This is a genomic window from Pseudomonas sp. 24 E 13, from assembly GCF_900004715.1.
GTDB classification, from domain to species: domain Bacteria; phylum Pseudomonadota; class Gammaproteobacteria; order Pseudomonadales; family Pseudomonadaceae; genus Aquipseudomonas; species Aquipseudomonas orientalis_A.
On the sequence record NZ_CVTO01000113.1, the window covers coordinates 12393 to 36895 of the forward strand.

Annotated in this window: 23 protein-coding genes; 12 read left to right on the forward strand and 11 right to left on the reverse strand. The window is 63.1% G+C overall.

All coding sequences use genetic code 11. The features are described from left to right. The first annotated feature begins 261 nt into the window (after positions 1-261). Together BFP90_RS11860 and BFP90_RS11865 are read left to right on the forward strand one after the other, a co-directional pair. Positions 262-654, forward strand: a complete 393-nt coding sequence (locus BFP90_RS11860) for a MerR family transcriptional regulator (RefSeq protein ID WP_065896758.1) — start codon at positions 262-264, stop codon at positions 652-654. A gap of 16 nt (positions 655-670) precedes the next feature. After that, positions 671-1570, forward strand: a complete 900-nt coding sequence (locus tag BFP90_RS11865; RefSeq protein WP_065896759.1) for a hydroxymethylglutaryl-CoA lyase — start codon at positions 671-673, stop codon at positions 1568-1570. A gap of 540 nt (positions 1571-2110) precedes the next feature. Here BFP90_RS11865 and BFP90_RS11870 read toward each other — a convergent pair. After that, positions 2111-3748 carry an AMP-binding protein gene (locus BFP90_RS11870; protein WP_065896760.1) on the reverse strand — a complete coding sequence of 546 codons (1638 nt, stop codon included), beginning with the start codon at positions 3746-3748 and terminating at the stop codon, positions 2111-2113. Positions 3749-3898: 150 nt separating this feature from the next. Between BFP90_RS11870 and BFP90_RS11875 the strand changes: the two genes are divergently transcribed. Genes BFP90_RS11875 through BFP90_RS11890 form a run of 4 tightly spaced genes read left to right on the forward strand, consistent with a single transcriptional unit; the run spans position 3899 to position 9425 of the window. Then, on the forward strand, positions 3899-5062 hold the full coding sequence (locus BFP90_RS11875; protein ID WP_065896761.1) for an isovaleryl-CoA dehydrogenase: 1164 nt from the start codon (positions 3899-3901) through the stop codon (positions 5060-5062). 11 nt (positions 5063-5073) lie between these two features. Continuing rightward, on the forward strand, positions 5074-6681 hold the full coding sequence (locus tag BFP90_RS11880; protein WP_065896762.1) for a carboxyl transferase domain-containing protein: 1608 nt from the start codon (positions 5074-5076) through the stop codon (positions 6679-6681). Positions 6682-6696: 15 nt separating this feature from the next. Continuing rightward, positions 6697-7503, forward strand: a complete 807-nt coding sequence (locus BFP90_RS11885) for a gamma-carboxygeranoyl-CoA hydratase (protein ID WP_065894889.1) — start codon at positions 6697-6699, stop codon at positions 7501-7503. Continuing rightward, positions 7500-9425 (forward strand): acetyl/propionyl/methylcrotonyl-CoA carboxylase subunit alpha, encoded by a 1926-nt coding sequence (locus tag BFP90_RS11890; RefSeq protein ID WP_065896763.1) that lies wholly within the window; start codon positions 7500-7502, stop codon positions 9423-9425. The genes BFP90_RS11885 and BFP90_RS11890 overlap by 4 nt, the downstream gene beginning before the upstream one ends. On the opposite strand, the gene BFP90_RS11895 is transcribed toward BFP90_RS11890, so the two are convergent. After that, positions 9422-10057, reverse strand: coding sequence for a LexA family protein (locus BFP90_RS11895; protein WP_065894986.1), 636 nt, complete (start codon positions 10055-10057; stop codon positions 9422-9424). The genes BFP90_RS11890 and BFP90_RS11895 overlap by 4 nt on opposite strands. A 129-nt stretch (positions 10058-10186) precedes the next feature. Between BFP90_RS11895 and BFP90_RS11900 the strand changes: the two genes are divergently transcribed. After that, positions 10187-10537 (forward strand): DUF6124 family protein, encoded by a 351-nt coding sequence (locus BFP90_RS11900; RefSeq protein WP_065894887.1) that lies wholly within the window; start codon positions 10187-10189, stop codon positions 10535-10537. Between the two features lie 464 nt (positions 10538-11001). Continuing rightward, positions 11002-12153, forward strand: a complete 1152-nt coding sequence (locus BFP90_RS11905) for a M14 family metallopeptidase (RefSeq protein ID WP_065896764.1) — start codon at positions 11002-11004, stop codon at positions 12151-12153. Between the two features lie 17 nt (positions 12154-12170). On the opposite strand, the gene BFP90_RS11910 is transcribed toward BFP90_RS11905, so the two are convergent. Both BFP90_RS11910 and BFP90_RS11915 read right to left on the reverse strand, forming a co-directional pair. Continuing rightward, the gene (locus BFP90_RS11910; RefSeq protein WP_065894885.1) at positions 12171-12710 is read right to left on the reverse strand and encodes a cytochrome b; all 540 of its coding nucleotides are present in this window, start codon (positions 12708-12710) and stop codon (positions 12171-12173) included. After that, positions 12707-13789, reverse strand: a complete 1083-nt coding sequence (locus BFP90_RS11915; RefSeq protein WP_065896765.1) for a catalase family peroxidase — start codon at positions 13787-13789, stop codon at positions 12707-12709. Before BFP90_RS11915 ends, BFP90_RS11910 begins: the two co-directional genes overlap by 4 nt. A 181-nt stretch (positions 13790-13970) precedes the next feature. Between BFP90_RS11915 and BFP90_RS11920 the strand changes: the two genes are divergently transcribed. After that, positions 13971-14477 (forward strand): RNA polymerase sigma factor, encoded by a 507-nt coding sequence (locus BFP90_RS11920; RefSeq protein ID WP_065894883.1) that lies wholly within the window; start codon positions 13971-13973, stop codon positions 14475-14477. Then, positions 14474-15211, forward strand: a complete 738-nt coding sequence (locus BFP90_RS11925; RefSeq protein WP_065896766.1) for an anti-sigma factor family protein — start codon at positions 14474-14476, stop codon at positions 15209-15211. Before BFP90_RS11920 ends, BFP90_RS11925 begins: the two co-directional genes overlap by 4 nt. On the opposite strand, the gene BFP90_RS11930 is transcribed toward BFP90_RS11925, so the two are convergent. The 7 genes from BFP90_RS11930 to BFP90_RS11960 form a co-directional block, all read right to left on the reverse strand. Beyond that, positions 15208-16197, reverse strand: a complete 990-nt coding sequence (locus tag BFP90_RS11930) for a Csu type fimbrial protein (protein WP_065896767.1) — start codon at positions 16195-16197, stop codon at positions 15208-15210. The two genes, BFP90_RS11925 and BFP90_RS11930, sit on opposite strands and share 4 nt — an antisense overlap. A 23-nt stretch (positions 16198-16220) precedes the next feature. Next, the gene (locus tag BFP90_RS11935) at positions 16221-18569 is read right to left on the reverse strand and encodes a fimbria/pilus outer membrane usher protein (protein ID WP_065896804.1); all 2349 of its coding nucleotides are present in this window, start codon (positions 18567-18569) and stop codon (positions 16221-16223) included. Between the two features lie 72 nt (positions 18570-18641). Next, a complete protein-coding gene (locus BFP90_RS11940; RefSeq protein ID WP_065896768.1) occupies positions 18642-19430 on the reverse strand; it encodes a fimbrial biogenesis chaperone in 789 nt (262 codons plus the stop codon). A gap of 25 nt (positions 19431-19455) precedes the next feature. Continuing rightward, positions 19456-19944, reverse strand: coding sequence for a Csu type fimbrial protein (locus BFP90_RS11945; protein ID WP_065896769.1), 489 nt, complete (start codon positions 19942-19944; stop codon positions 19456-19458). 2 nt (positions 19945-19946) lie between these two features. Then, positions 19947-20489, reverse strand: a complete 543-nt coding sequence (locus BFP90_RS11950; protein WP_065885044.1) for a Csu type fimbrial protein — start codon at positions 20487-20489, stop codon at positions 19947-19949. Between the two features lie 18 nt (positions 20490-20507). After that, positions 20508-21044 (reverse strand): Csu type fimbrial protein, encoded by a 537-nt coding sequence (locus BFP90_RS11955; RefSeq protein ID WP_065896770.1) that lies wholly within the window; start codon positions 21042-21044, stop codon positions 20508-20510. Further along, positions 21038-21529, reverse strand: coding sequence for a Csu type fimbrial protein (locus BFP90_RS11960; RefSeq protein ID WP_083203230.1), 492 nt, complete (start codon positions 21527-21529; stop codon positions 21038-21040). The genes BFP90_RS11955 and BFP90_RS11960 overlap by 7 nt, the downstream gene beginning before the upstream one ends. Positions 21530-21750: 221 nt before the next feature. On the opposite strand from BFP90_RS11960, the gene zapE reads away from it, so the two are divergent. Together zapE and BFP90_RS11970 are read left to right on the forward strand one after the other, a co-directional pair. After that, positions 21751-22845, forward strand: coding sequence for a cell division protein ZapE (gene zapE, locus BFP90_RS11965; protein ID WP_065896772.1), 1095 nt, complete (start codon positions 21751-21753; stop codon positions 22843-22845). 40 nt (positions 22846-22885) lie between these two features. Continuing rightward, complete coding sequence (locus BFP90_RS11970) at positions 22886-24175, forward strand: protein kinase (protein WP_065896805.1); 1290 nt, start codon at positions 22886-22888, stop codon at positions 24173-24175. Positions 24176-24503 lie beyond the last annotated feature (328 nt).

Genomic DNA, 24503 nt, shown 5'->3' on the forward strand with positions numbered 1-24503 from the left:
GCGGAACCCTAAGCAGCCGTTACCGCAGAAACGGATATGTACTCGGTCCAATCCAACATCCTGGTCGGCTGTGAGGCCGCCATCGGGGGCAAGCCCCCTCCCACATTTGCACCGGGATCGACACAACAGCCCGGTCGGCCCTGAGGCCGCCATCGGGCGCAAGCCCCTCCCATATTGAATTGTGGAGCACCAGCAAGGGATCCCTTGACGTTCACGTCAACCTGCCATTAGCTTAGCCCCAGGACTTTCTTGAGCACCCCCATGAGCACCACCTACAGCATCTCAGACCTCGCCCGCGAGCTCGACATCACCACCCGCGCCATTCGCTTCTACGAGGAGCAAGGCCTGCTCGCCCCCGAACGCCGCGGCCAGGAGCGCATCTACTCGGCGCGGGACAAGGTCAGCCTCAAACTGATCCTGCGCGGCAAGCGCATCGGCTTTTCCCTGGCCGAATGCCGCGAGTTGATCGAGCTCTACGACCCCACCAGCGGCAACCACATTCAACTCTACAGCATGCTGGCAAAGATCGCCGAGCGCCGTGAACAGCTTGAGCAACAGTTGCTGGATATCGAACAAATGAAGCTGGAACTGGACACCGCCGAAGAGCGTTGCACCCAGGCCCTGGCACACACCATGCGCCAGGCCGGCCAATAACCAGAAGGTAACCGCCATGACCCTCCCCTCACACGTCCGCCTGGTGGAAGTCGGCCCGCGCGACGGTTTGCAGAACGAAGCCCAGCCGATCAGCGTCGCCGACAAGGTGCGGTTGGTGGACGCCTTAAGTGCCGCCGGCCTGAGCTATATCGAGGTCGGCAGTTTCGTGTCGCCCAAATGGGTGCCGCAGATGGCCGGCTCCGCCGAGGTGTTCGCGCAGATCCAGCGCAAGCCAGGCGTGACCTATGGCGCGCTGGCGCCAAACCTGCGCGGTTTTGAAGATGCACTGGCGGCCGGGGTCAAGGAAGTCGCGGTATTTGCGGCGGCGTCAGAAGCGTTTTCCCAACGCAATATCAACTGCTCCATCAGCGAGAGCCTGGAGCGGTTTGCGCCGATCATGGCCGCGGCCCGGCAGCACGGCGTCAGCGTGCGCGGGTATGTGTCGTGTGTGCTGGGTTGCCCCTACGAAGGGGATATTGCTGCGGAACAGGTGGCGGCGGTCGCCCGCGAACTGTATGCCATGGGCTGCTATGAAGTGTCCCTGGGCGACACGATCGGCACCGGCACGGCGGGCGCGACACGGCGGCTGTTCGAGGTGGTCGGCGCACAGGTGCCGCGCGACAAGCTCGCCGGGCATTTCCACGACACCTACGGCCAGGCGATCGCCAACATCTACGCCAGCCTGCTGGAAGGCATCCAGGTGTTCGACAGCTCTATCGCGGGCCTCGGCGGCTGCCCTTATGCCAAGGGCGCGAGCGGTAACGTCGCCACCGAAGATGTGGTGTACCTGCTCAATGGACTGGGGATCGACACCGGCATCGACCTGGAGCGCCTGATTGGCGCGGGCCAGCAGATCAGTCAGGTGCTGGGACGGGCAAGCGGATCGCGGGTGGCGAAGGCGCGTAATCTCGGTTGAGTAGCACAGCTGTGACAATGTGTTACCGCAGCCCGACATAACGGGTAACGCGGGAACATAATCCGCCGCCCATCCAAAAAAATAGACCATGGAAAAAAATCAAGTCATTGATTTTAAAGGACTTTTAAAAGTTGGCACGGCTTCTGCTATCTCTATGGCATAACAAGAATAAAAAGCACCAAACCTAATAAAAATAAGACGAAACGACTCTGACATAACAAAAACAACACGGCAGAGACGCAGCTAACAGATTTTTTTGGAGAAGATGTGCTTTGCAGGGTACGGCGTGCCGAAACCCGCAACCGGTTAGAGAAAAATAAAACTACCTCAGGTAGCTACCCACTGGTTGGATCGTTTACGAAAAAGCAGATCAGCGCTCAAAAAAATACGTTTGCTCTTGACCCCGGATGGGGGTCGCCACAACAGCGGTACGGGTCACGGCTACCAAAAACAACAACAGGCCGCCCCTCAATAATAAAAAAAGAGCACGCAACGACAAATTAAAGGGGACCTTCGGGTCCCCTTTGTGCTTTCTGTGTGTTATTGCGAGAGTGTTTGCAACTCTTCGATTGAGATCTCGCGCATGCGGAATTTCTGGATCTTGCCCGTCACCGTCATCGGAAACGCGTCCACGAACTTGAAATGCCTGGGCATCTTGAAGTGGGCGATGCGGCCCTTGCACCAGGTTTGCAGTTCCAGCTCGCTCGCCACCTGCCCCGGGTGGAACTTGATCCAGGCGACGATTTCCTCACCGTAGCGTTCATCGGGGATACCGATGATCTGCACATCGGCCACGGCCGGATGGGTGAAGAAAAACTCCTCCAGCTCCCGTGGATATACGTTCTCGCCACCGCGAATGATCATGTCCTTGTTGCGCCCGACGATGCTCACATAACCGTGTTCGTCCATGGTCGCCAGGTCACCGGTGTGCATCCATCCCTCCTCGTCGATGGCATCGCGAGTGCCTTCTGGGTTATTCCAATAGCCGAGCATCACGCTGTAGCCGCGCGTGCATAGCTCGCCGATGTCACCGCGTGGCACGGTGTTGCCATCAGCGTCGATGATCCTGTTTTCCAGCTGCGGCTGGGTGCGACCTACGGTGGTCACGCGGCGCTCCAGATCGTCGTCGGCGCCGGTCTGCAACGACACCGGGCTGGTTTCGGTCATGCCATAGGCAATCTGAACTTCGCGCATGTGCAGCTCGCCAATGACCCGGCGCATCACCTCGATCGGGCAGGTTGAGCCGGCCATGATCCCGGTACGCAGGCTGGACAAGTCGAACTCGCCCAGGCGTGGGTGATCGAGCAGCGCGATAAACATGGTCGGTACCCCGTACAGGCCGCTGGCGCGCTCTTCGGCGACGGCGGTCAGCGTCAGCAGAGGGTCGAAGCCGTCATTGGGATAGATCATGGTGGTGCCGTGGGTGATGCAACCGAGGTTACCCATCACCATGCCAAAACAGTGGTACAGCGGCACGGGAATGACTAAACGGTCCTGCGCGGCAAGCCCGAGGCTTTCGCCGACCATGTAGCCGTTATTGAGGATATTGTGGTGACTGAGGGTAGCGCCCTTGGGGAAGCCGGTGGTGCCGGAGGTGTATTGGATGTTCACGGGTTGGTCGAAGTGCAGGCTGGCCTGGCGACTGTGCAAGTGCCCGGGCGGGACATCGGCACCGAGCGCCGACAGTTGCGACCAGGGCATGAATGCGGGCGGCGGATTGGGGTCCAGGCTGATGAGGCCACGCAGGTCGGGCTTCAGCGCCTGGAGCATGGCGTGGTAATCGGAGGTCTTGAACGCACCGGCACACACCAGCCACTGGCAGCCGGATTGCTTGAGCACGTAGTCCAATTCACTACTGCGGTACGCCGGATTGATATTGACCAGGATCACCCCGAGTTTCGCGCTCGCCACCTGGCAGACCAGCCATTCGGCGCAATTGGGTGCCCAGATGCCCAGGCGGTCGCCGGTTTGCATGCCCAGGGCGAGGAACGCCCGCGCGTGCAGATCAACCGTCTCGGCCAGCTCTCGCCAGGTGTAGCGTCGCTGTTGGTGGCGGACCACCAAGGCTTCGCCATCAGGATACTGCGCAGCGGTAAGATCGAACGCCTCGCCAATGGTCATGGCCAGCAAGGCTTTGTCCTGGGAGCCACGGCTGTAGCTCGGATTCGGTTGATCCATAACGACCCCTGTTGTCTTTTTTGTAGGTTGACGTAAACGTAAACTACGATTGACAGCGCCGCAACGCAAGCTTACGTTAACGTAAAGGTCAGCGCCCTCCCCCGCGCGTTGCCTACACAACAACAAAAGCTCACATTAAGGTGCCTGTCCATGAGTTACCCGTCCCTGAACTTCGCCCTCGGCGAAACCATCGACATGCTGCGCGACCAGGTGCAGTCCTTCGTGGCCAAGGAAATCGCGCCCCGCGCAGCCCAGATCGATATCGACAACCTGTTTCCCGCTGACCTGTGGCGCAAGTTCGGCGACATGGGCCTGCTGGGCATCACCGTGCCCGAGGAATACGGCGGCGCGGGCCTGGGTTACCTGGCGCATGTGGTGAGCATGGAAGAAATCAGCCGTGGCTCGGCCTCGGTGGCGTTGTCCTACGGCGCCCACTCGAACCTGTGCGTCAACCAGATCAACCGCAATGGCACCCACGCCCAGAAACTCAAGTACCTGCCCAAGTTGATCAGCGGCGAGCACATCGGCGCCCTGGCCATGAGCGAGCCGAATGCCGGTTCCGACGTGGTGTCGATGAAACTGCGTGCCGACAAGCGCGGTGACGCCTACGTGCTCAACGGCAGCAAGACCTGGATCACCAACGGCCCCGACGCCCACACCTACGTGATCTACGCCAAGACCGACGTGGAAAAGGGCGCCCATGGCATCACCGCATTCATCGTCGAGCGTGACTGGGCAGGCTTCAGCCGCAGCACCAAGTTCGACAAGCTGGGCATGCGCGGCTCCAACACCTGCGAGCTGTTTTTCGATGACGTGCACGTCCCCGAGGAAAACATCCTCGGCGTGCTCAACGGCGGCGTCAAAGTGCTGATGAGCGGCCTCGATTACGAACGCGTGGTGCTCTCCGGCGGCCCCACCGGAATCATGCAGGCATGCATGGACCTGATCGTGCCCTACATCCACGACCGCAAGCAGTTCGGCCAGAGCATCGGCGAGTTCCAGCTGATCCAGGGCAAGGTCGCCGATATGTACACCCAGCTCAATGCCAGCCGCGCCTACCTCTACGCTGTGGCCCAGGCCTGCGAGCGCGGCGAGACCACGCGCAAGGACGCCGCTGGCGTGATCCTGTACAGCGCCGAACGCGCTACGCAAATGGCCCTGGATGCGATCCAGATTCTGGGCGGCAACGGCTACATCAATGAATTCCCCGCCGGGCGCCTGTTGCGTGATGCCAAGCTGTACGAAATCGGCGCCGGTACCAGTGAGATTCGAAGGATGTTGATCGGTCGCGAACTGTTCAACGAAACCCGCTGAAGGAGCTGCTCATGGCTACCCTGCATACCCAGCTCAACCCGCGCTCGGCGGAGTTCGTCGCCAACAGTGCGGCGATGCGCCAACAGGTCGACGCGCTGCACGCCCTGCTCGCCCAGGTACAACAGGGCGGCGGCGCCAAGGCCCAGGAGCGGCATACCTCGCGCGGCAAACTGTTGCCGCGTGAGCGCATCAATCGCTTGCTCGACCCAGGCTCGCCGTTCCTCGAATTGAGCCAGTTGGCCGCCCATCAGGTGTACGGCGAAGACGTGCCTGCCGCCGGCGTGATTGCCGGTATCGGCCGCGTGGAAGGCGTCGAGTGCATGATCGTCGCCAACGATGCAACCGTGAAAGGCGGCTCCTACTACCCGTTGACGGTCAAGAAACACTTGCGCGCCCAGACCATCGCCGAGCAGAACCGCCTGCCGTGCATTTACCTGGTGGACTCCGGTGGTGCCAACCTGCCGCGCCAGGACGAAGTCTTCCCGGACCGCGAGCACTTCGGGCGGATCTTCTTCAACCAGGCGAATATGAGCGCTCAGGGCATCCCGCAGATCGCCGTGGTGATGGGCTCCTGCACCGCCGGTGGCGCCTATGTGCCGGCCATGGCCGACGAAGCGATCATGGTGCGCCAGCAGGCGACTATCTTCCTCGCCGGCCCGCCGCTGGTGAAGGCCGCCACCGGCGAAGTGGTGAGCGCCGAAGACCTCGGCGGCGCCGATGTGCACTGCCGGATTTCCGGCGTGGCCGACCACTACGCCGACAACGATGAACATGCCCTGGCCCTGGCCCGCCGCAGCGTGGCCAACCTCAATTGGCGCAAGCTGGGCGAGTTGCGCCAACGCACGCCCGTCGCGCCGTTGTACAGCGGCGAAGAGCTGTATGGCGTGATCCCGGCCGATGCCAAGCAGCCGTTCGACGTGCGCGAAGTGATTGCACGGCTGGTGGACGGTTCGGTGTTCGATGAGTTCAAGGCGCTGTTCGGCACCACCCTGGTGTGCGGCTTTGCGCACCTGCACGGTTACCCGGTGGCGATCCTGGCCAACAACGGAATCCTGTTCGCCGAAGCCGCGCAAAAAGGCGCGCACTTTATCGAACTGGCCTGCCAGCGCAGGATTCCGTTGCTGTTCCTGCAGAACATCACCGGCTTCATGGTCGGCCAGAAATACGAAGCCGGCGGCATCGCCAAGCACGGCGCCAAACTGGTCACGGCGGTAGCCTGCGCCAAGGTGCCGAAGTTCACCGTGATCATCGGCGGCAGTTTCGGTGCCGGCAACTACGGCATGTGCGGTCGTGCCTATGACCCGCGCTTTTTGTGGATGTGGCCCAACGCACGCATCGGCGTGATGGGCGCCGAACAGGCCGCTGGCGTGCTGGTGCAGGTCAAGCGCGAGCAGGCCGAGCGCGCCGGCAACCCGTTCAGTGGCGAGGAAGAATCGGCGATCAAGCAGCCGATCCTCGACCAGTACGAAACCCAGGGCCATCCGTACTACTCCAGCGCACGCCTGTGGGATGACGGCGTCATCGACCCGCTGCAGACCCGCGACGTGCTGGCCCTGGCGCTGTCCGCCGCCCTCAATGCGCCTATCGAGCCGAGCCGCTTCGGCGTGTTCCGCATGTAATCGGAGCTGTATTCCATGAGCGATTTCAACACCCTCGAACTGATCACCGACAGCCGTGGCTTTGCCACGCTGTGGCTCAGTCGTGAAGCCAAGAACAACGCGTTCAACGCCCAAATGATCCGCGAACTGATCATCGCCCTCGACCACGTCCAGGGCGACCCGTCCCTGCGCTTTCTGGTGTTGCGCGGGCGCGGCAAGCACTTCAGCGCCGGCGCCGATCTGGCCTGGATGCAGCAGTCGGCCGAGCTGGATTACCACACCAACCTGGACGACGCCCGGGAACTGGCCGAGTTGATGTACAACCTGGCCAAGCTGAAAATCCCCACCCTGGCGGTGGTACAAGGCGCCGCTTACGGCGGCGCGCTGGGCTTGATCAGTTGCTGTGACATGGCGATTGGCGCCGATGACGCGCAGTTCTGTCTGTCGGAAGTGCGTATCGGCCTGGCACCGGCGGTGATCAGCCCATTCGTGGTGCAGGCCATCGGTGAACGCGCAGCCCGTCGCTATGCGTTGACGGCCGAGCGATTCGACGGCCAGCGTGCGCGAGAGATCGGCCTGTTGGCGGAAAGCTACCCGCTCGAGACGTTGGAGCAACGGGTGGATGAGTGGATCGCCAACCTGCTGCACAACAGCCCGGCGGCGATGCGTTCGAGCAAAGACTTATTGCGTGAGGTGGGCAGCGGTGCCCTTACCCCGGCACTGCGGCGTTACTGTGAAAACGCTATCGCGCGTATTCGGGTCAGTGCCGAGGGCCAGGAAGGCTTGCGCGCCTTTCTGCAAAAACGCGCACCCAGCTGGCAATCCAAGGAGCCGCACCCATGAGCCCACTGACAAGCGTGCTGGTGGCCAACCGTGGCGAAATCGCCTGCCGAATCATGCGCACCGCCAAGGCGATGGGCCTGACCACCGTGGCCGTGCACAGTGCAATCGACCGTGATGCGCGGCACAGCCGCGAAGCCGATATTCGTGTCGACCTGGGCGGCAGCAAGGCCACCGACAGTTACCTGCAGATCGATAAACTGATCGCCGCCGCCCACGCCAGCGGCGCCCAGGCGATTCATCCAGGCTACGGGTTTCTGTCGGAAAACGCCGGGTTCGCTCGGGCCGTCGAGGCAGCGGGCTTGATCTTCCTCGGCCCGCCCGCCTCGGCCATTGACGCCATGGGCAGCAAGTCGGCGGCCAAGGCCCTGATGGAAACCGCCGGTGTGCCGCTGGTGCCGGGCTATCACGGCGAGGCCCAGGACCTGGAGACCTTCCGCGCGGCCTGCGCGCGTATCGGTTACCCGGTGCTGCTCAAGGCCACGGCCGGCGGCGGCGGCAAGGGCATGAAGGTGGTCGAGGACGTCAGCCAGTTGGCAGAAGCCCTGGCCTCCGCCCAGCGTGAGGCGCTGTCGTCATTTGGCAACGGGCAGATGCTGGTGGAGAAATACCTGCTCAAACCGCGCCATGTGGAAATCCAGGTATTTGCCGATCAACACGGCAACTGCCTGTACCTCAATGAGCGCGATTGCTCGATCCAGCGGCGTCATCAAAAGGTCGTGGAAGAAGCCCCCGCGCCGGGACTCGGTGCCGGGCAGCGCAAGGCCATGGGCGAAGCGGCGGTACGCGCGGCGCAGGCAATTGGTTACGTGGGCGCGGGGACCGTGGAGTTCCTGCTGGATGCGCGCGGCGAGTTTTTCTTCATGGAGATGAACACCCGCCTGCAGGTCGAGCATCCGGTCACCGAGGCGATTACCGGCCTCGACCTGGTGGCCTGGCAGATCCGCGTGGCCCAGGGCGAGGTGCTGCCGATCAGCCAGGCAGAGGTACCGCTGAAGGGGCATGCGATTGAGGTCAGGCTGTATGCCGAAGACCCGGCCACCGATTTCCTGCCCGCCACCGGACGGCTGGCGCTGTACCGCGAGTCCAGGCCCGGCCCGGGGCGCCGCGTGGACAGCGGCGTCGAGCAAGGGGACAGTGTTTCGCCGTTTTACGACCCGATGCTCGGCAAGTTGATTGCCTGGGGCGAGGACCGTGAACAGGCGCGGCTGCGGTTGCTGAGTATGCTCGACGAATTTGCGGTGGGCGGGCTCAAGACCAACCTGGGCTTCCTGCGGCGCATCATTGGCCATCCGGCCTTTGCCGCCGCCGAGCTGGATACCGGGTTTATTCCGCGCTATCAGGCTGAGCTGCTGCCGGTGGCCGGGGCGTTGAGCGATGAGTTCTGGCAGGCGGCAGGTTCGGCCTTTATGCAAACCTTGCCGGCCGGTGAAGGGCCGTGGGCCGCGACCCACGGCTTTCGCGCGGGGCTGCCGGCGCAGGTTTCACTGCATTTGAGCTGTAATGGCCAGGATCGACTGGTCACGCTGGCCGGGCCATCGTCGCCACTCATGGACGAGCAACTGGTCATCGAACACCAGGGTATACGTCGTGCCCATCTGGCCGTGCGCAATGAAGGCACGGTGTACCTGCGCTGGGATGGCGAGATGCAGGCGGTCAGCCTGTTCGACCCGATTGCGGCGGCCGAGGCCGGTCACACCGCTCAAGGTGGCCTTAGCGCCCCCATGAACGGCAGCATTGTGCGCGTGCTGGTGGACATCGGCCAACGCGTCGAAGCCGGTGCGCAGCTGGTGGTACTTGAAGCGATGAAGATGGAACACAGCATCCGCGCGCCCGAGGCGGGCGTGGTCAAGGCCTTGTTTTGCCAGGAGGGCGAGATGGTCGCCGAAGGCAGTGCGCTGGTGGAACTGGAGCCGGCGCACTAGAACTTCGCCATGGCTTGCACGACCACGCCCAGGATGCGGCAATCATCGGTGAACAGCAGTTTGGGGTAAGTAGGATTGAGCGGCACCAGGTAAAGCTGGCCGCTGTCCGCCTGCAACTGGCGAAAGGTCGCCTGGGGGTTGTCCAGCCATTGCGCAACCACCAGTTTGCCGGGCTGCGCCTCGATGGCCGGATCGACCAGGATCAGCATGCCTGCGCTGATGCTCAGGCCGGTGGGCGCAGTCATGGCGTCGCCGATCACAGGCAGCCAGAAGGCGTCGCCGTGGGCATGGTAATCGGTCAATTCAAAGCGTTCCGGCCCATAGCTTGCGCGTGCTTCGCGCAGTTCGCACACACCGCCCCAGTCGTTGACCGGGTAGCGAAAATACGGGTTGTAGTGGTGCTCCAGGGCCGCCTGTGTATCTGCCCGCTCACGAATCTCCAGCGCCACCTCTAGGTAGCCCAGCCCCAACTCCGCCAGCACCCGGTTCATGTCCGCCAGGCTCGGCACGCGGCGCTTGTTGAGCCAATGACCCACGCCGCCCTGGGACATGCCCAGGCGCTCGGCCAGTTCATCCTGCGTGACCTTGCGGTCTTTCATGTTGGCTCGCACCAACGCTATCCAGTTATCCATGGCGCTGACAATACGTTGCGTATTTGCCAGGGCAATAAACAGTTTGTAGTAATCCATGAAACGACATAAATACGATACGTACTATCATCGGTACAAGGTTTTCGACACCCACCCAGAGTACCTCCCCTCATGACGACGAGCCCGTATCACCTGCCTGAAATACCTGAAAACACCGAGCTGCACGACATGCGCTGCAGCGGCGCCGCACAGCGCGCGCTGGACTACTATTTGAAAGAAGAGATGTCTGCGCCGGACTCGGACCCGAGCTTTTTCACCCTCAAGCCGGGCATCAGCCAGGAGGAAGCGCTGGTGCACGCCTCCGACCTGCTGCGCAGCGCGGCGGCAACCGCCTACGAGTCGGCGAGCAGCCATCAGGGCAATCAGCGTGACCTGGCATTTTCGGTGGTGTATTTGATTGATATGGCGAAGGCGATGGTGGAGCGGTCGTTGCGAGCGCCGAACGCTCAGGCAAACGGATGACGGGCGCAGGCGAAAAATATTTCTATCGAACGGATAAAAACATTTGACTTGCAAATGATAATGATTATTATTGGACCCAGCTGATCGCGAGATCAGTCGATAGACCAAGAGCCCTTAGGTCGGACTCTTGGAATATCTCCTCATCAGGCTAATCACGGTTTTTGACCCGGCTCTTTGGCCGGGTCTTTTTTTTGCCAGTTGTTCTGGCATGGCTTCAGGCTAATGAAGACTGTGTGTTGCTTGATGGCGCGGATGGTAGCAAAAGACCACTGCGTAAAGAAAGCCGCAGCCAGGCTTCAGCCCATTTCTTCACGATTTAGCGCTTGAGAATCAATCTCATAGACCCTAAGCTGCCGCAGCGTCACGGATGACGCCCCCTCCCCCGTGCAACAATTTTGCTTCCAGTCATTGCCTGCCGCCTGTGTAAGATAGCCGCCACAACCTCATATTCAGGCAACCAGACTATGACCGTGGCCTTGACGTCCATCAAAATCAGCACCGACTTCGACAGCGGCAATATCCAGGTCCTGGATGCCAGCGATGCCTACCAGTTGCTGCTGGCAATCAAACCCGACACCCGTAGCCAACACTACCAATGGTTCCACTTCAAGGCCGAAGGCATGCATGTGGGGCACACCCACACGTTTCGCCTGAGCAACGCGGGCCGGTCATCCTACAAGCATGCATGGACCGGCTATAACGCCGTGGCATCCTACGACCACGTCAATTGGTTCCGCGTGCCATCGCGCTTTGATGGCGAAATCCTGCATATCAGCCTCCAGACCCGGGAAAAACACGCGTGGTTCGCCTACTTCGAACCCTACAGCCGTGAACGCCACGACTGGTTGATCGAACAGGCGCTGAAGTACGCCGGCGTCAAGCTGCTGGCCACCGGTAAAAGTGTCGAGGGCCGTGATATCCAACTGCTGCGCCGTGGCAAAGGCGGCGAAGCCCGCCGCAAGGTCTGGATCATTGCCCAGCAGCACCCCGGCGAACACATGGCCGAATGGTTTATGGAGGGCGTGATCGAACGCCTGCAACAGAGCGGTGACACCGAGTTGAAAAAGCTCCTGGCCGTCGCCGACCTGTACCTGGTGCCCAACATGAACCCCGACGGCGCATTTCATGGCCACCTGCGTACCAACGCCATGGGCCAGGACTTAAACCGCGCCTGGCAGAGCGCCAGCCAGGAACTCAGCCCGGAAGTCCTGTTCGTGCAACAGCAGATGGAAAAATATGGCGTCGACCTGTTCCTCGATATCCACGGCGACGAAGAAATCCCCTACGTGTTCACTGCCGGCTGTGAAGGCAACCCCGGCTACAGCCCGCGTATCGAAGCCCTGGAAAAGCACTTCCGCAGTCACCTGAGCCAACTGACCCGTGACTTTCAGACCACCTACGGCTACACCCGCGATCTGCCGGGCGAAGCCAATATGACCCTGGCGTGCAATGCGGTCGGTGAACAGTACGACTGCCTGTCACTGACCCTGGAGATGCCGTTCAAGGACAACGACGACGCGCCCAACGCGAAAACCGGTTGGTCCGGTGATCGCTCCAGGCAACTGGGCAAGGATGTCCTGAGCAGCGTGGCCGATATCATCGGCCACGTGCGTTGACTATCGGTCAAAGCTGATCAGTGGCGGGTGCCGGTCATGCTTTGCAGCACGCCGTCGCGGCGAATCAACCCGTGGAACAGCGCGGCCGCCAGATGCACCAGCACCGTCAGGAACAGCAGGTAGGCAAGATAACCATGGGCCTTGCGCAACAGCGCAAACAACGGTGCATTCGCCGAGACCAATGCCGGCAGTTGCACGGAACTGCTGAGCATCACCGGGTCACCGGCCGCCGAAATCATTGCCCAGCCCAACAACGGCAACACCAGCATCAAGCCATACAACACCCAGTGAGACGCTTTGGCCGCGAGCACTTGCCAGCGCGGCAAGTCAGCCGGCAGCGGCGGTTGGCGCGTGGAAAAACGCACCACCAGGCGCACGATGACCAGCGCCAGAATGGCGATGCCCAGCGGCTTGTGCAGGTGAATCAGCCACTCGTGGCGCTCGGACACCGACGCCGCCAGGCCCGCGCCGATAAACAGCATGGCGATGACCATCAACGCCATCAGCCAGTGCAGCAAACGCGCCAGCGGGACGAAAAAGCGTGGTTGAACTTTCATGGCTTCGACTCCTGGGAGGCACTGTGCAACGGGCTGACTTCACCGGCGCGGCGCAGGTAGGAACTGGCATAGGCCGCCGAGCGGGCCGCCAGCAGCGGGTCATTGGACGCCTCGATACCGCTGGGCAGAATCAGCGGGTCGAAGTTGATATCGCGGCAATCGCCGTCGGCTTGTGGCTGGCTGCTCTGCAGCACCAGGGTGCCGGCGGTGACTACCTTGTGCGCGCCGGTCCAGGTCTTGCTGGCGTCATCGAGCGGGTCGCCGGGATTGGCCAGCGTCATGTTCAACTGCCACTGCAGCGGCCCCGCAGCCAGGCGCTGCACCAGGTCTTTTTCCAGGAAGTCGCCACCCTCAGGCGCGGTATCGCCCGCTGCATCCTGGCTCTGTGGCACCACGGACCAGCGCACGGCCTGGCGTTTGCCGTCGGCGCTCACCAGGTAAAACGCGTTGATGCCGTTATAGGTTTCGGTCGCGTAACTGGCCGATGGCCTGGCGGTTTTGACCCAGGCCAGAAACGGTGCTGTCTCCGGGTGGGCGGCGAAAAACGCCGGCATGCTCGCGGGGTTCGGCTTGCCGGTGGCCGGGTCCGGCGCGCCGGCCTTGAGCAATTGGTAGAACGCCTCGGGCGTGCCCACCGGGAACACCGGCATGCTGTTCATCCCGGTGCGCCACTGCTGGCCGTTGGCCTGGCTGAACTGCACGGCAAAACTGCGGATCGGCACACTGCTGTCCGGCGCATAAGGGTTGCCGCTGGGCAAGGCGAAACGCCCGATCACCGGGGTTTTCGCCTCGTTGAACACCTGGGCGCTGGAGTAGGCACGCACTTCGGGACTGCTCTCGAAGTACCCGGCCACGCACACGCCCTTGGCATGGTTACGCCGAAACCCCGGGTGCACACCGTTATTGGTTTCCAGGGCATTGACCAGGTTTTTTGGCCGCAGGCGCTGTGGGTCGAGGGTGCCGTTGACGTAGGCAAATGCCCCGGCAACAACGGCAACCACGGCACCGATACCCGCGAGTCGCGCAATCAGGCTCGCAGTGCTTAACGGAGGACGGGGCGGTGGTGAGTGATCTACCATGAATGAACTCCAGGGCCAGAGGCCTTAGGGGGTGAAACATAAGGTCGGAGCATTGAGACGCACGCCGATACACTCTATTCCCTGGCCGCATTTTATTTTTCGGCCCATGGAATAACCTTCGGCGCCGCACGTCTCTCCAGTCACAGCCAGTCACAGCAGCGTAGCAACCAGCCGGACACCCATGCACGAACTCGACGAACAGTTACGCGAACTCATCCCCAGGCTGCGGCGCTTTGCCGTGTCCCTGACCCGTAACGCCAGCAGCGCCGACGACCTGGTGCAGTCAACCCTGGAACGGGCCATTACCGCCTGGGCCGACAAGCGCATCGAAGGCGACCTGCGCGCGTGGCTGTTTTCGATCCTGTACCGACAATTCCTCGATGCCCATCGGCGCAACCGACGCTACGCGCGCATGCTCGAATTCTTCACCGGCCGCGACGATGCGCAGCCCTCGGTGGAGCGTACGGTGATGGCCCAATCCACCCTGCAAGCCTTCGACCAACTCACTGCCGAGCAGCGCGCCCTGCTGCTGTGGGTGTCGGTCGAAGGCTTGAGCTACAAGGAAGTCGCCGAAATACTCGACGTGCCCATCGGTACGGTGATGTCGCGTCTCTCACGCGCCCGCCAGGCCTTGCGTCAACTCAGCGATGGCGAAATTGCCAGCCCTTCCCTGCGGATACTCAAATGATCAGCCTGCCTCCCAGCGAACGTGACTTACACGCCTACGTCGATCACCAGTTGCCGGACAGTGATCGCCGTGTCCTTGAAACCTGGCTGGCGAGCCACCCCGACGTGGCCGCCCAGGTGCATGCCTGGCAACAGGATGCGCAGTTGCTGCGCGCGTCTTTGAGCGGTGCCCTGCAACAACCGGGCAACCCGGCATTGGACCCGGCGCTGATTCGCCAGCGCGTCAAGCATCGGTCCCGCCGCCATTTCGCCACTGCGGCGCTGCTGCTGATCGCCGTCAGCCTCGGCGGACTGGGCGGCTGGCACGCCCGCGAGGCCACCCAGCCAGGGCTGTTGCCGATGGCCGATGCGATGCAGGCATACCGTCTGTTTGCCCAGGACGGCATCATGCCCGCCGACTACAACGCTCAGGACCGCAGCACCATGCAGGCCTGGCTCGATCGCTACTTCAACCAGGCCCATCGCTTGCCCGACTTGAGCCAGGCGGGGTTCAAGCCGGTCAGCGGGCGCCTGCTCACCACCGACCAAGGCGCAGCGGCCATGGTGCTGTACGAAGACCCGCAGGGTCGGCGCATCAGTTTCTATATCCGCCCACCGGGCCCGAACAACGGCTTCCTGCCGCGCGGCAGCCGCAGCGCCGACGGCTTGCAGGCCGACTACTGGTCGGGCGGCGGGTACAACTACGCGATGGTCAGTCCCGTGGATCAGGCCAGCCCCGGGCAAATGAAGTTCTAGAAGCCAACGTCCAGCACCACGTTGTCCACATAGATACCGGCCGGTGGCGTGGGCTGGTCGGTGTAGATCCTGGCGTTGTAGTTGTACACCTGGCTGCCCGTGCCCAAGCCATTGCCGGGGTTGACCTCGGCCGTGGAGCTGGCGCGCCGTGCCGCGCCAACACTGCCCCAACGTGTGGTGCCGGCACTTTTGAAAAGGTCGTAGGCCAGGTAGTTGCCGCCGGAAACCATGCGCCGCCGGCCACCGACGCTGACCGCGTTCTGGCCGTCGCTCAAGCCCACGGTGTAGGCGCTGCCCTTGGTGCAGGCAATGTTGATGGTCTGCCCGGTCACGGCGGCGAACCCGCTGACCACCGGCGCGCTGCCAAAGCTGACATTGGGCGCGGTGATCTGGCAGTCATTGGTCACGTTCATGCTGACGGTCAGCGCCGCCGTGCCGCTGCCGATGTCACGCCCCAGGCAGACGCCGCCAAGGCCGACTCCCGAGCAGTAGTTCCAGTTCCAGGCGATGTTCAGCGTCTCGGTATACAAGCCGGCGGCGACATTGCTGCCGGTGATGCTGCCCAGGTACAGCGGTACGGTTTTCGCACCCGGGCCTGCGAGCAGCCCGATGATCTGGGCGATACCGCCGGCCCCGCCAAAATCGAACTGCGCCCCCCGGGTAATGGGATAACTGGTGCTGTTGGTGCCATAAATCGTGTAGCCGATCACATCCCCGGTCGGCCCGCGCATGCCGCCCTGAGTCGACGTGATCGTGGCGTAGAAATGGTCGGTCGACACCAGCAGCGAGATCAGCGCCGAGGTGCAGCTCAGCCCGGCATTGGTGGTGGAGCTGGTTTGCGCAGCGGTGCGTACAGTCATCGAACTGATCGAGCCGAAACTGGCCGGTACTGTGGGCGCCACCGAACACACGGCCAATGCCTTGCCCGAACACAACAGCCCCAAGCCAAACAGCCCTACCCCACACAGCCATCCCTTGCCCTTCACCTGGACACTCCCTGTTCAATCCTTCATTGGCAGACCAACGGCCCGATCAGCGGCACGTCCTGTTGCTGCTCATTGATATCGAAACTCGCCTGGCAGCTGCGACCCTCGCCGAGGGTGACGTGCAGCGTGTTGTGGGCGCTGAGGTTTTCCAGATAGACCAGCCCGTCCCAGCCCACGACTGCCTGGGTGTTGCTCTGTTCATGCACCACCAGGCTGCCCAGCGGCAACTCCTGGTGCTGACCGTCGACCAGGGTGATGCTCGCGGCGAGCACCCGGCGCAATGGAAACTCCAGCAGGTAGCCGCTGCCACGGCGCACCGACACGCGCTGCTCGACATTCGGGGTCTGCACGTTCGGTGGCAGGTTCAGCGGATCGATTTCATATTTGGCGCGGTAATAGGCACTGCTCCAGGGCACCAGCAAGTGGCCCTTGTGGTCGGTCTCGCCGACCAACTGGTTTTCATAGCGCACCGGAATGCCGGCGAACCCTTGGGTGCTTACCACCACGAAGGCGTCGTTGATCCGGTTGGCGGCGAAGGTGTTACCGCCCATCCACACCAGCGAGCCGCTGGCATCCGCCCAGCGTGTCTGCGCGTCGCTGCTGCCGTACACACCGGCCTGCAGTTGCACCGATTGCAGGCGCCAGGTCAGGTCGGCCTGGCGATAAGTCGGGGCATCACCCTGGGCGTAGCCGAGGTTATAGCCCACCCCGCCTTCGCTGGGCACCGCCCGGCTGTAGTTGATGCGTTGGCGGCTGGCGCCGTCCTTGCCGCGCTCGCTGCTCAAGGCCAGGCTGCCGTTGAGGTCGAACGGAATCACCAGTTGCGCCTGCATCGCCCAGTTGCTGTCACCGATTTCGCGGTTGGCCGACAGGTACACGCTGGAGTTGCGCCACAGCGGTTTGCTCCAGCTCAGGTTGAGCAGGCGCGTGCGCGAGTCGTCCGCCGCCTGCACGTCGAAATAGCCCAGGCCGAGGCTGCCGAACCGCTCGAGGTTGAGGCTCAGGGTGACTTGCTCGCTGCGCTTGCTGAGGCGAGCGTAGGGCGTGTCGACCAGGGTCAGGTCGGCATACGCGTCGCGCCGTTCGACACGTTGGTACATCAGGCTGTAGCGCGCGCTGTTGTACTGATAGCCCAGGCTCAGTTGCCGGCCGCTGCGGCTGTCGAACCGGCTCTGGCTGACGGCGGTATTGAGCACGCCGAAATTGCCCAGGCGCAGGTTGCCGCCGAGCCCGCCGAGGGTCAGGTCGCTGGAGGCTTCGGCGTGGCTTTCCAGGGTCAGGTTGTCGGAATAGCCGTAGCGGAACGTACCGCTGGCCACGCCCGGCCCGTAGCCGAAATCGCGCAGGGTGTAATCGCGACGCAAGGTCCCGGCGGCCACGGAAAAATCCGTCAAGCCGTGTTGCAGCAAGGTGCTGGTGACATAGAAGGGAACGGTGGTCGACACCTGGCGACCGAGGGCGTCGGTGGTGACCACCACGGCCTCACCGGCACCATTGATGAACGGGATGTTGGTCAGGGTGTACGGCCCGGGTTGCAGCTGCGCGCTTTCGGTCTTGTAGCCGTTGATGAACAGGTCGACCGACGAGGGCACCGCCGCCTCGCCGGCAAATTGCGGCAAGGGGTACGTCACCAGGTCCGGACGCACGGCAAAGTCCCGCGACAGTTGCACCCCGCCCAGGCGCACCGAGCTGCTCCAGGGCAACGCAGCGCTGATCACGTCGCCGGCCTCGTAGGTGAGCAGCCGCTCATCATCGGAGAAGCGCCAAGTGGTGTCGTAGCGCCGATAACCATTGTTGAGCGTGCTGTTGCTGATGCCATTGGACAGGGTCTGGCGCAGTTGCCCGGTGTTGGACAAGGTGCCCCAGTTATCGAACAGACGCACCTCGTTCCAGGCCGCAAGGTAACTGCCGCCCTCGTCGGTGTCGTTGAAATACACGTCATAGTTGAGCAAGGCGCCGAAGCTGCTCATGGCCTGGGTGCGCGGGTAGGTGTTGCGGTTGCCGATGAACTGCTCCTGCAACCAGGACGGTGGCACATCCAGCAGCAGGCGCTGGCCATTGCTGTCGTAATCACTGTGCAGGCCAGGCACGCTGTCCAGGGCCACGCTGCCATCAGGATCTCCCGGCAGCTTCATGCCCACGTCCTGCAAGGCGCTGGCGGGCACGAAGAGCTGCCCGGCGCGTTGCTCGACCGCGATGACCCGGCCGGTGTCCATCTGGTTGACCACCAATTGCAGAAACAGCTGTGCATCGGCGACCGCCTCCATGCTGCTCGGCGGCGGCGGCAGATCGCCCGCTACCGCAGCGCCCCACAACCCGCTTGCCACTGCCATCGATGGCCATATACCACGAGCCCAACCACGACTCACCATGGCGTTGCGTCCTTCAATGGACATCTCCATCCTGTTAAAACCCGGGCTCGCACCCGTCCCGCGACACACCGTTTATCGTGTCGGCGCGAGACTCTCCACTTGCGTCGCGCCGTTGATCCTGACCTGCAGCGGCTGGTCGCCCGGCACATCGCCCGGCATCGGCCAGCGCATGGTCGCCCCCGGCAATACGTAGCCGAGCAGCCCTTCCACCAGCGGCCGGGTCTTGCCGCCCTGTTTGAACGAGGCGTCGGTCAACCGCGCATGCACGGCGCCCTGGTTACGCACCTCGATATAGCTGCGCCCGGCCACATTGACCTTCTTCCAGCTCAATTGCGGCTGCCCGGCGCCCGTGGGGTCGCGCTGGCGGGTGGCGTCGTCCTTGCTCCACAGGCCGGCACCGTAGGCAAACAACGGCACCGAATAGCGCATCTGGAAACGAATCGCCGCCGCCGTATTTTTGCCCTCCGGTGGCGCGGGCACCTGCAGCGCCGAGGGAATTTCATCGATGATGATGCGATAGGCCAACTCTCGGCCTGGCGGCACTTCACGGGTGCGGGTCAGGCGCACCAGTTGCTTCTGCCCGGGTTCGATCCTGGCCACCGGCGGGCTGCCGACCACATCGCGCTGGTTCTGGTACTGCTCGTCGAAGCCGTTCTGGCTCCAGGCAAACACGCGCACCTGCAGGTTGGCCGTCTCGCTGCCACGGTTCTCCAGCCACAGCGCGCTGGCCTGTTGGTCGGCCTCCAGCACCGGGTCGATGGGCCAGATCAGCACCGAGCTGGCCGCCTGCACAAGCCCGCTCGTGCACAGGGCACCCAGGACAACACCCGCGGCCCACAGCCGCCGGGAAGGTGAACGCATAAAACCACTCCTTATTCCCATAGCCCTACCACGACAGCTGCACCTGCAACGTGTCGCTGTACGTCCCCCCAGGCTGATTGCCCGGCAGTACCACCCGCCCGTAGATCGGCAGGCTGATGGTGTTTGCATCGCTGTAGCTCACGCTGACGCTCTGGCCAATCCCCAGGCTCTGGCTGAACGCCGCATCGCGAAACAGTTGGTAAGCCACCCGCGCGCTGCCGCTGTTGTGCAGCAAATTTCGCCCGGTGCCGCTGTGCAACCCGCCGTCGACACTCATGCTCAGCGCCACGCCCGGCGTACATTGCAGGATCACGCCGCCGGTAAGGGCCGCCGTCACCGTGCTGGTGGCCAGGGCCGAATAGCTGCCATAGGTCAGCGTGCCGTAGTTGCTGGCGCTGCCCACGATCAGGCAACCCGGCGTGATGGTCGCGCTGACCTGGAAGCTCTGGCTGGTCACCGCCGACAACGGCAGCGGCAACGCCAGCCCACAGGCCAACCACACCCTGAGCCACATCGTCAGAACGTCAGCTCCACGGCCACGGTGTCGGTGTAGACGCCCGCCGGCAGGCCCGGCTTGCCCACCGCACGCCCATACAGGCCCACGGTTTGCGCGACACCGGTACTGGCGGCGAGAGTAATCACGCCATCGACCGCCAACAGCGAAGAGAAACCGCTGTCGGTGTAAAAGTCATAGGGCACGAAATTGCCCGCGCCATCGGCCAGTGCGCGAGTACCACCCGGCGAGGCGCCGTCATGGGCACCGGCGCGCACTTTGACAGCGGGCGTGGTACCGGCCGAACACAGGATCGACAGCGCGCCGCCGGTGCCGGTGCCGCCCAGCAACTGGGCATCGGCGTTGGTAAACAAGCTATTGGTCGTACCGAAGTTGAGGCTACCGAAGTTCAGCCCGGTCGCGGCACCGGAGCCGTTGACCTGGCAGCTGGCAATCAAGGTCAGGCTGGAGCTGATCTGCCCGGTCACGGTGGTCGCCGCATTGAGGCTGGAGGCCATCGCCAGGCCCAGGGCGCAAACGCCCAATCGAGATACGAGTACATGCATGATATCCATCCTCATGGTTTACCAATCCAGAGTCACCGTCAGGGTGTCTGTGTAGATGCCGGCCGGTAGGGCCCTGGTATTCGCCACCACGGAGCCGAAGACCGGGATCGGTACCTGGGCGTCGTGGGTCATGGCGAAGTTTCGTTGCTCACCGATGCTGTAGGCGCTGCGACCCAGAGGGTCTGCCCACAGCTGATAGGGAATGGACTGGCGACCGTTGCTCAGGCGCCGCGTGATGCCGTCGCCATTGGTGCCACCGTCGATGGTCACGGTGAAACTGTTGGCCACCGAGGGGCTGCAGGACACCGACAAGGGGGTTTTGTCGCCGGCGGAAACGGCCGCGCCCAGAGTATCGTTCCACGTCGGGCCCTGGCTGCCGAAATCCAGCATCGCGGTACCGCCTTCGGGCGTCACGGGCGCCGTGTCCACGCTCTTGTTGACCTCGCAACTGGCGGTGATTACCAGCTGCGCCTGAATCTGCCCGCTGGCAGCGGCCGCGTGCGCGTCTTCGGCCAGCAACAGCAGAGCCGTTACGGCCAGGTAGCGGATTACCATGTGACCGTAACCTTGAGCAGGTCGGAATAACGGCCGACGGCGGGGATGTCCTTGAGCGGTTCGATACGGCCGAACAGCGGCAGGTCGACGGAGCCGCTGTCCGGCACGCGACCGCTGACCGGCACATCCACCGGCAACGGGATCAACCGCGCGGCGTCGGCATAAATGCGATAGGGGATGGGCTTGCTCGCCGGCGCGCCATTGGCCAGATAGCGCACTTCGCCGACGCCGCCATGCAGGCCGCCGTCAACGCGCACTTGATAGGGTGTATCGGGATTGCATTCCAGGCGTGGCTGGCGCTGGCTGATCAGCGCCGCACTCAAGGGCCCGGCCGGGTCATCCAGACGCGGGCCGCTGCCGAAATCCAACACGCCAAGCTGCTCGATGCCCGCAGTGCGCGTGGTGCCCACCAACTGGCAACCACGCTGCACATCGATGCGCACCACCACTTGGACCTGCGCCGCAAACACCGTGTTGCAGAGCATCATGCCCATGACTGCCAATACTGTGCGTTCCTTCACTGCCCCAAATCCTTATACAGGGGTGGCTCCTGCGTATAAGGGTAGCCACTTGGGGAAAATCTGCCAGTCTGGTCAGAAATACCCCCGCGTTCGGCTGTTCCGGGAGGGCTGGCTGCCGCCTGGTATTGGTCAAATCGTGGCGAGCGTCCTAAAGTGAGCGACCACCGAAACAAGAGTGACGCGCCTTGACCGTGCTTTCCCTGATCCGTCGCCTGCTGGGCACCACCCCCCAACAGGCGGGCGCATCGCCCATCCGTGCATTTTTCCGGCACAAGGCTGAGCAGCAGGGCTATACCCTCAGCGCCGGACAGACCCGCGCCATTGCCGCGCTGGCCCGCGAAACCGAACACCTGCTCAGCGGCCGGCCCGCCCGCAGCCTGTACCTGCACGGCCCGGTTGGACGCGGCAAAAGCTGGCTGCTCGATGGTTTTTTCCAGGCGCTGCCGATTGCCGAGAAGCAGCGCGTGCACTTTCACGACTTTTTTGCCGACCTGCACCGGGGCATGTTCCAGCACCGCGCGCAGGACGACGCGCTGGCCGTGGCCCTGGACGAACGGCTGGCGGACTGTCGCGTCCTGTGTTTCGACGAATTCCATGTGCACGATATCGGCGATGCGATGCTCATCAGCCGTTTGTTCAAGGCCTTGTTCCAGCGCGGTGTGCTGGTGCTGGTGACGTCCAACTATGCGCCCGAGGGCCTGCTGCCCAACCCGTTGTATCACCAGCGCTTCAAGCCGGTGATCGACCTGATCGCGGCGCGCATGGACGTGCTGGAAGTCAGTGCCCCCGAGGACTTTCGCCGCCTGCCCCAGGCCCATGCCGAGCAGCGCTTCAGCACGGGCAGGTACCTCTGGCCAGGCAGCGTGGCGCAACGTGAGGCGCTCGGGCTGCCTGCCGCCGATTGCCCGGCGTTGCACTTGACCGTTGGCAACCGGCAATTGCAGTGCCGCCGCCGTGAAGCGCGCAGAATCGCCTTTACCTTCGGCGACCTGTGCGAACAGCTCACCGCCGTGATGGATTACCTGCTGCTGTGCCAGGACTTCGACCACTGGATCATCGACGGCCTGCCCCACCTCGCCGACTGCCCGATTGCCGTGCAGCAACGGTTTATTAACCTGGTGGATGTGCTTTACGACCGCGACAAACAGCTGATCCTGATCGGCGCGCAGCCACTGGAGCAGGCCCTGGGCGGCAAGGCCATCGACCTTGCGCGTACCGCCAGCCGCCTGGGGCAATTACGCCAGTGCGGCACGCAAGTCGCGCGCGACCCGGTATCATGAGCGCCTTTTCACGCCCCCTTGTCGAGTGACCGCGCCGTTGATCAATACCCTCGCCCAACTCAAGGCCGGCCAATTGGCCGGCACTACCCGCCTGGACCTGGCCTGCGGTTTGACCGAATTCCCCCGGGAAATCTTCGAACTGGCCGACTCGCTGGAAATCCTCAACCTCACGGGCAACGCCTTGAGCAGCCTGCCGGACGACCTGCACCGCCTGCGGCACCTGCGCGTGCTGTTCTGCTCGGACAACGCCTTCACCGAACTGCCCGAATGCCTGGGCCGCTGCGCCCAACTGAGCATGATCGGCTTCAAGGCCAACCGCATCGAGCGGGTGTCGGCAGCCGCTCTGCCGCCGCAATTGCGCTGGCTGATCCTCACCGACAACTGCATCAGCCAATTGCCCGACGAACTCGGCCAACGCCCGCTGCTGCAAAAGCTGATGCTGGCCGGCAACCAACTGACGCAGCTGCCGCCCAGCCTGGCCCAGTGCGAAAAGCTTGAATTGATCCGCATCGCGTCCAACCGCCTGACCCACCTGCCGCAGTGGCTGCTGACCCTGCCGAGCCTGACGTGGCTGGCGTACGCCGGCAATCCGGTGGAAATGGCCGTTGAGGTGACGGCCGACGGGACACCGGACATTCCCTGGGCCGAACTGCAACTGGGCGAAGTGCTCGGCGAAGGGGCGTCGGGGATTATTCGCAAGGCGCTGTGGAAACCCCGGGCGTTGCCGGTCGCGGTCAAACTGTACAAAGGCAGCATCACCAGCGACGGTTCACCGCTGCATGAAATGCAAGCGTGCATCGCCGCCGGGCTGCATCCCAACCTGATCAAGGTCGAAGGCCGCGTCAGCGGTCACCCCGATGACCAGGCTGCCTTGGTGATGGACCTGATCGAGCCGAGTTACCGCAACCTCGCGGCATTGCCGAGCCTGGCATCGTGCACGCGGGACATCTACGCACCCGACACCCGTTTCAGCCTGGACGTGGCACTGCGCATGGCGCGCGGTATCGCCTCAGTCGCCGCGCACCTGCACCGGCACGGCATTACCCACGGCGACCTGTATGGCCACAATATTTTGTGGAATGCAGCGGGTGATTGTTTGCTTGGGGACTTTGGCGCGGCGTCCTTCCATGCCAAGGCGGACACCCCGGAAACCAAGGCACTGCAGCGCATTGAAGTACGCGCGTTCGGCGTGCTGCTGGGGGAGTTGCTGGAGCGGGTCGAAGAGGCCGTTGCAGACGAGTTGGTTGAATTGCAAATCAGCTGCTGTCAGCCGCACGTGCTGGCGCGACCGAGTTTCGACGAGATCGAAGTCGTGCTGAGCGCGCTCTGACACCATGGCCTACCCTGAGGCCAGTCAGTTCAAGGCTTTTTTGTAGGAGCGAGGGGGGCGCCTAGCTCTTGCTCGCGAAAAACCCACAGGCACCGCGTTCATTCAGGACGCACACGTTATCGTTGACGTTTTTCGCGAGCAAGCTCGCTCCTACACAACGCAGCCGCGCCACCCGTAACCACGATGCGCAGCGAGTCGCTCTTGATCTTGATCTCAGGCGCCCCGTTAAACCACGCTGGCCGAACGCAGGCTTGAATACGTGGGCAACCCGGCAGGACGCCGGGTTAGCCGCACTGGGCCAGGGATGGCCCATTGCGGCGGCCCACGG